The sequence below is a fragment of the Novosphingobium sp. 1529 genome (assembly GCF_040544855.1).
In the GTDB taxonomy this organism is placed as follows: Bacteria; Pseudomonadota; Alphaproteobacteria; order Sphingomonadales; family Sphingomonadaceae; genus Novosphingobium; species Novosphingobium capsulatum.
In genome coordinates this window covers 1-6,598 of the sequence record NZ_JBEPKW010000029.1, presented here as the reverse complement: position 1 = coordinate 6,598, position 6,598 = coordinate 1, and the positions used below count along the sequence as shown (strand labels likewise).

Annotated in this window: 3 protein-coding genes and 2 pseudogenes; all 5 read left to right on the top strand. The window is 58.6% G+C overall.

Annotation, left to right across the window (positions count from 1 at the left end; all coding sequences use genetic code 11):
• Positions 1-205: 205 nt before the first annotated feature.
• Positions 206-613, top strand: a pseudogene (locus tag ABIC78_RS21345) (IS66 family transposase); the annotation flags it as partial.
• 283 nt (positions 614-896) lie between these two features.
• Positions 897-2,068 (top strand): annotated as a pseudogene (locus ABIC78_RS21340) (IS256 family transposase).
• 377 nt (positions 2,069-2,445) lie between these two features.
• Positions 2,446-3,936, top strand: coding sequence for a phosphomannomutase (locus ABIC78_RS21335; protein ID WP_171799722.1), 1,491 nt, complete (start codon positions 2,446-2,448; stop codon positions 3,934-3,936).
• A 218-nt stretch (positions 3,937-4,154) separates the two neighbouring features.
• Positions 4,155-5,321 (top strand): nucleotide sugar dehydrogenase, encoded by a 1,167-nt coding sequence (locus ABIC78_RS21330; protein WP_171799723.1) that lies wholly within the window; start codon positions 4,155-4,157, stop codon positions 5,319-5,321.
• Positions 5,322-6,171: 850 nt separating this feature from the next.
• Positions 6,172-6,462 (top strand): ATP-binding protein, encoded by a 291-nt coding sequence (locus ABIC78_RS21325; protein ID WP_354491939.1) that lies wholly within the window; start codon positions 6,172-6,174, stop codon positions 6,460-6,462.
• Positions 6,463-6,598: the final 136 nt, after the last annotated feature.

The following is a 6,598-nucleotide window of genomic DNA, read 5'->3' as shown; positions in this document are numbered from 1 at the left end:
GGTCAATCAGCCCTCAGCGCCATCCGCGATCTCGTCGACGGCAAATTCGCCGTCGCCTGACCACGCCGCCATAAGCCAACACGGTGAGCAGTTACGCGGCCGCTGTTAATCTCGACGAGCATCGCCTTGGCTTTGCACGCGTAACTGCTCAGGTGGTTGGCAAAAAGGGCTTGCGCGTGGGGGCAGGCGATGATTCAAACTACCCATGGCACCGCCGCCGCTTCATGTCCTGACCGAGGCCGAGAAGAACGATCTGCTGCTTGCGCAGCATGAGATGATCGAGCGGATGGCCGCGCGGATTTCGGAACTGGAGGCGCTGGTGGGCAAGCCGCGCAGGACCTCGAAGAATTCGCATATCCCGCCCTCGAAGGACGATTTCGGCAAGGGCGGTCGTGGGGGCGGCGGCAGGGGTGGCAAATCCAAGGCAGGCAAGCGTCCCTCGCGCGAAGGCAAGCACCGCCCGCTGGCCGAGGCGCCGGACAAGACTGAACGCATGATGGCGGCGACCTGCTGTCATTGCGGAACCGATGTTTCCAGCCAGGCCCAGCGTTGCCGCCACCGCTATGACCATATCGACCTGCCACCGATCCGGCCGATTGTAACCCGTGTCGATCCATGCCGGCTATCGTTCCGTCACCGGCACTGCGCGGCTGTCGGGTCAATCAGCCCTCAGCGCCATCCGCGATCTCGTCGACGGCAAATTCGCCGTCGCCTGACCACGCCGCCATAAGCCAACACGGTGAGCAGTTACTTGCACGCAACCGACATGTCTGGTGGTGTTTAATACACTCGGTCGCGTCCCGGGACGTGGTGTAGGATCTGAGGCCAGCAGCGCGGGTGGTCACCGTGATTTTCGGCTAGGTTTGGGTTGCGAAGCTCGAACCTGGAGAACCACGATGACCGATTCCATGGTGCACCTGCGCGCGCTGGTCGAGAAGGCCCCTGACGCGGATATTTTGCGCGAGATGATCTCGTTTGCCGCCGGGCGGTTGATGGAGATGGAGGTCGGCGGCCTGATGGGTGCGGGCCACGGCGAGAAGTCCGCCGATCGGCTTGTCCAGCGCAACGGCTATCGCGACCGCGACTGGCAAACCCGCGCGGGAGCGGTGGAACTGCGCATCCCCAAGTTGCGCAAGCCTGTCCTGAGCTTGCCGAAGGAGGCAGCTATTTTCCCGGCTTTCTGGAGCCGCGCCGGATGGCCGAGCGGGCGCTGACGGCGGTCATCTAGGAAGCCTATGTGCATGGCATCTCGACGCGCTCGGTCGATGACCTGGTCAAAGCCCTCGGCATGGATGGCATTTCCAAAAGCCAGGTCAGCCGCCTGTGCGAAGAGCTCGACCAAAAGGTGCATGCCTTCCTCGATCGTCCGATCGAGGGCGACTGGCCTTACCTGTGGATCGACGCCACCTATGTCAAAGTCCGCCAGAATGGGCGCATCGTCTCGGTCGCGGTGATCATCGCGGTGGGCGTCAACAGCGACGGTCGCCGCGAAGTGCTGGGTATGGATATTGGCCCGTCGGAAGCGGAACCCTTCTGGACCGCGTTTCTGCGCAAGCTGACGCGCCGGGGCCTGCGCGGGGTGAAGCTGGTGATCTCCTATGCTCATGAAGGCATCAAGGCGGCGGTCTCCAAGCTGCTGCGCGCGAGCTGGCAGCGCTGCCGCGTCCACTTCATGCGCAACGCGTTGGCCCACGCTGGCAAGAGCGAACGTCGAGTCGTCTCGGCATTCATCGGCACCGCCTTTGCTCAGGAGACACCCGAGGCCGCCAGTCAGCAATGGCGTTCCGTTGCCGATCAAATGCGCCCAAAACTGCCAAAACTCGCCGCGTTGATGGACGACGCCGAACCCGACGTGCTCGCCTACATGACGTTCCCCAAGGAGCACCGCGCCAAGCTGCACAGTACGAATCCCATTGAGCGCCTGAACGGCGAGATCAAGCGCCGCACCGAGGTCGTCGGCATCTTCCCCAACGAAGCGGCAATCACACGCCTGATCGGCGCCATACTCATGGAACAGTCCGACGAATGGGCCGTCCAGCGCGGACGCTACATGTCTCTTGAGCCATAGGCCAGCGCAGCTAAACCATGGCGCCGGTGAGCGACAATCCCATCGTCATGCTCTCGGCTGTGTCCGGCGCATGACCGGCTCAAGCTGATGCTGAAATCGGCGGTGGCCCAGATAAGCTACACCACGCCATGGGGCACGATCATACACTCTGGGTTAAGGCACTTTGAACCTGGGTACGGGCTGGGTTGCGATGCAAGGCACTTTGCAACGGCACAATTCGGCACCTTCGCCGTTTGGGTGAACGATGGCGAGAGCCCTCGGAAGCGGCGCAAATTTTGCATATGCGAACCGCGTCCTTTGGCTTAACACGGCGCCCGAGCTGGGGCGTTTCTCACCGCCGGATAAATCGGCTTGTGGTTTAGGAAAAGCGAGGTTCTATGACGCAGACAGTGGCGGTGACCGATGTGATGGCGCGCTCTGGCGTGGCTTTTGGCACTAGCGGTGCGCGTGGCTTGGTTACGGCCATGACAGATGAAGTATGCTTCACTTATACTTGCGCATTTCTGCAGCACATGGCTGAAATTGGTCACTTTGCGCCAGGAAGTGGAGTCGCTATTGCCGGGGACCTGCGGCCTTCGACAGCACGGATCATGGCTGCCTGTCGTGCTGCAATCGCTCACATGGGAGGGCAACTGGTTGATTGTGGCTTGGTGCCGTCGCCGGCCGTGGCCGCGTTCGGCTTCGCGCGAGGCATCCCTTCGCTCATGGTTACAGGCAGCCATATTCCGGACGATCGCAACGGGATCAAGTTCAACCGCGCCAACGGCGAGGTGCTCAAGCCGGACGAGGCCGCAATTCGCGCTCAGAACGTGGTCTTGCCCGACTTGTTCGATGCTGTAGGCATGTTGCGCGCCGCGCCCACTGCGCCCGAAATTGCCGATGCGGCCGTTCCTTACGTAGCGCGTTACCTGGACTTTTTTGGGAGCGAGGCACTCGAGGGTATGAAGCTCGGTGTTTATCAGCACTCCGCAGTGGGGCGCGATATTCTTGCCCAGATTGTCTCAGGCCTGGGGGCCGAGGTGGTGTTGCTCGGACGTTCGGAAAAATTCATTCCGGTTGATACGGAGGCAGTCCGCCCCGAAGATGTCGAATTGGCCAAGCTGTGGGTTGCTCAGTACGGACTAGATGCAATACTTTCTACCGATGGCGACTCGGATCGGCCACTTCTGGCCGATGAAAACGGCACGTGGATGCGCGGAGATGTGCTCGGAATTCTATGTGCACAGGCGCTGAAGCTGGAAGCAGTGGCTACGCCCGTCAGCTCGAACACCGCGCTAGAGGCGTCGCAGCAGTTCCGCGAAGTGCGGCGCACGCGCATCGGTTCCCCCTTCGTGATCGAGGCAATGGATGAGTTGCTAGCGGACGGCCTTGCTGCCTGCGGCTATGAAGCCAACGGTGGTTTCCTGCTCGGCACCGCGGCAACGGCCTGTGGTCGAACGCTCGCGGCGCTGCCGACGCGCGATGCCGTCCTACCAATGGTCGCGGTTCTAGCTGCTGCACATGCCAAGGGATTGTCGCTTTCAGCGCTCCAGGCCCAACTGCCCCAACGCTATACCCATAGTGACCGCCTGCAGGGCTATCCGACCGAGCAGAGTCATGCGCTGATCGCGCGCCTCGAAGCTGGTAAAGACGAAGCAGTACTGACGCGGTTAACCGAGCTTCTTGGGAAACTCGCTGGCAAGGCTGTAACTTTCGATAAGACAGACGGCCTGCGGGTGACGTTTGCCGACGGCGATATCATCCACCTGCGCCCTAGCGGTAATGCGCCAGAATTGCGCGTCTATACCGAGAGTGCGACTGCCAGCCGAGCGGCCAGCCTTAATGCTCAGACGCTGGAATTGGTGCGGAATTTGCCTGCGAGTGCATGATGCCCGCGCACGGTATTGGGCAAGTGCAGGGTGCTGCCTTGACGGTGCTGCTCCATTGCGGAATGTCCGGGGAGGCTTCGAGAAATAGCCGGCTATTTTCGAGGAGCGGCATCAACTCCGCGTATCAGGAGGGTGCGGCAGGTGGACCAAGTCGCCAGAATGTATCATCCGGTGATGCAAATCCTTGAAGCTGAATTCCTTTTGGAGAGTATTCTCGCATGAAGATCGCCGTTTTCGGGCTTGGCTATGTCGGGCTGGCTAATGCCGTGCTGCTGGCGCAGCATAACGAAGTGATTGCTGTAGATCTTTCGGCCGATCGAGTGGCCAAGGTGAATGCGCGGCAATCGCCGATCGTGGATGCTGAACTCGAGGATTTCTTCGCCACCCGACCGCTCACGCTTAGCGCAACGCTCGATTCCGTCGCTGCGCTGGAAGGCGCTGAATATGTGGTCGTTGCCACGCCGACCAACTACGACGTTGAAACCAACAAGTTCGACACCTCATCGGTGGAAGCGGTCATCCGGCTGGTGAAGGAGCATAACCCGACTGCCACTGTGGTGATCAAGTCCACCATCCCGGTGGGCTTCGTAGCCGACGTGCGCCAGCGCCTTGCTACCGACCAGGTGATCTTCAGTCCAGAGTTCCTACGGGAAGGCCGGGCGCTCTATGACAATCTCCACCCTTCGCGCATCATCGTGGGTGAGGAATCTGAGCGCGCGCGTGTCTTTGCCGAATTGCTGCGCGAAGGCGCCGTGAACAAGAATGTCGAAGTCCTGTTCACTGGGCTCGCCGAGGCAGAGGCGATCAAGCTGTTTGCCAATACCTATCTGGCCATGCGTGTGGCGTTCTTCAACGAACTTGACAGCTACGCCATCGCTGGGGGCATGGACACGCGCCAGATCATTCGCGGCGTTGGCTTGGATCCTCGCATCGGCGCACACTACAACAATCCAAGTTTCGGCTACGGCGGCTACTGCTTACCGAAGGACACCAAGCAGTTGCTGGCCAATTATTTCGACGTGCCGCAGAACTTGATCCGTGCCATCGTCGATGCCAATCGGACTCGCAAAGATTTTCTAGCAGACCAGATCATCCAGCGTTGTCCCAGCAAGGTTGGCGTGTTTCGCCTGGTGATGAAAGCCGGGTCAGACAACTTCCGCCAATCCTCGATTCAAGGAATCATGAAGCGGATCAAAGCGAAGGGCATCGAAGTGGTTATTTATGAGCCGGCTTTGGATGAAGAACGATTCTTCGGATCGCGCGTGGTGCGCGATCTTGATTCCTTCAAGCGTGAATGCGACGTAATCATTGCCAACCGCGCATCAGATGAACTGGCCGATGTTTACGAAAAAGTATTCACCAGAGATCTTTTTGGATCAGATTGAATTATTTATAATAAATTATGGATAAGTGGCGAATATACAATTTTGACGACGAATATGATAGAAATAATGTATATTAAATAATAAAATCACGTAATCTAAATTTTATATTTTTTAGAAATTATAAAACTATATTTTATATTTAATTAAGTATTTTTTAGGAGTTGGTCTGGATAACTCGGATTTTGCCTTTGAATATAGCGCCTCGTCCACTTCGTCGCAGGATCAGGCCATCGAGAAGGCGACCGTGGCGGCATTCGCTGCGGCTTTGAGACCCCGCCAGCGAGCTTGTTGGCGTAGCCCGGTGACCCGCGGATTGGCGTTCGCATTGTCGATCGCGCGCACGATCGTGTGGGCCTCAATTTCGGTAAAGTGCGTGTCATCTTTACGATCGTCGCGTCGATCAGCATGGTGTGCGCTGACGAGGCTTCGCAATCAATATGAGGATGCGGATGATTGTCCGTGGGTCGGGATCAGCGCGATCCTTGTGATCGCGTTTCTGATCGCGCCGCTTTTAGATTCGTCATTAACTGCCCAGCCGGATGGAGCTGAAACGTGTCGACGCGTTCAGCCGCTGCCATGGTCACGCCCGATCCTGTGGCCATCTATCCCGTCGACCGCGCCCAGACCGGGAATGCGGGGACGGTGCGGAGGTTGAGCCGCTACTCCGCCTTTGCGAGGTGGCGGAGAACTTCGATAGCAAACGCAGGTAAAAATGAGGGTGGGAACCGCAAGCTAGCAAAATCGCGGAAAAACGCCAGTTTCCCTGCCATCCAGCCTCAATGAGTGCGGCTGGCATTCGTTCTAACCCACAGGACGTTGCTATGCCTTGGCGCATGAGGTGTATGTATGTATGTATATGTATGTCCGGATTGCCGGTCCGATGCGAAGCATCAACCGCGCGGAAGTTCTCCATTTTCTCGGGCCGCCCGGTATAGGCAAATCCCATCTGACCACCGCCATCGAAGTGGCAGCAGTCAAAGCTGGGCGCAGCGTTTATCGTTGTTCGCTGGCCGAACTGATCGAAGCGCTTACCAAAGCGGAGCGCGAAGGTTGTCTGGTCGAAAAAATCCGCTTCTACACCCGCGCGTCGCTGCTGATCGTCGACGAAATCGGCTACCTGCCCATCACCCCAGGCGGGTAACTGCTCAGGTGGTTGGCAAAAAGGGCTTGCGCGTGGGGGCCGGCGATGATTCAAACTACCCATGGCACCGCCCCCGCTTCATGTCCTGACCGAGGCCGAGAAGAACGATCTGCTGCTTGCGCAGCATGAGATGATC

Coding starts and splice junctions, on each gene's coding strand:
- ABIC78_RS21325 (WP_354491939.1), top strand. CDS start 6,172: ATGTATATGTATGTCCGGATTGCCGGTCCGATGCGAAGCATCAACCGC.
- ABIC78_RS21335 (WP_171799722.1), top strand. CDS start 2,446: ATGACGCAGACAGTGGCGGTGACCGATGTGATGGCGCGCTCTGGCGTG.
- ABIC78_RS21330 (WP_171799723.1), top strand. CDS start 4,155: ATGAAGATCGCCGTTTTCGGGCTTGGCTATGTCGGGCTGGCTAATGCC.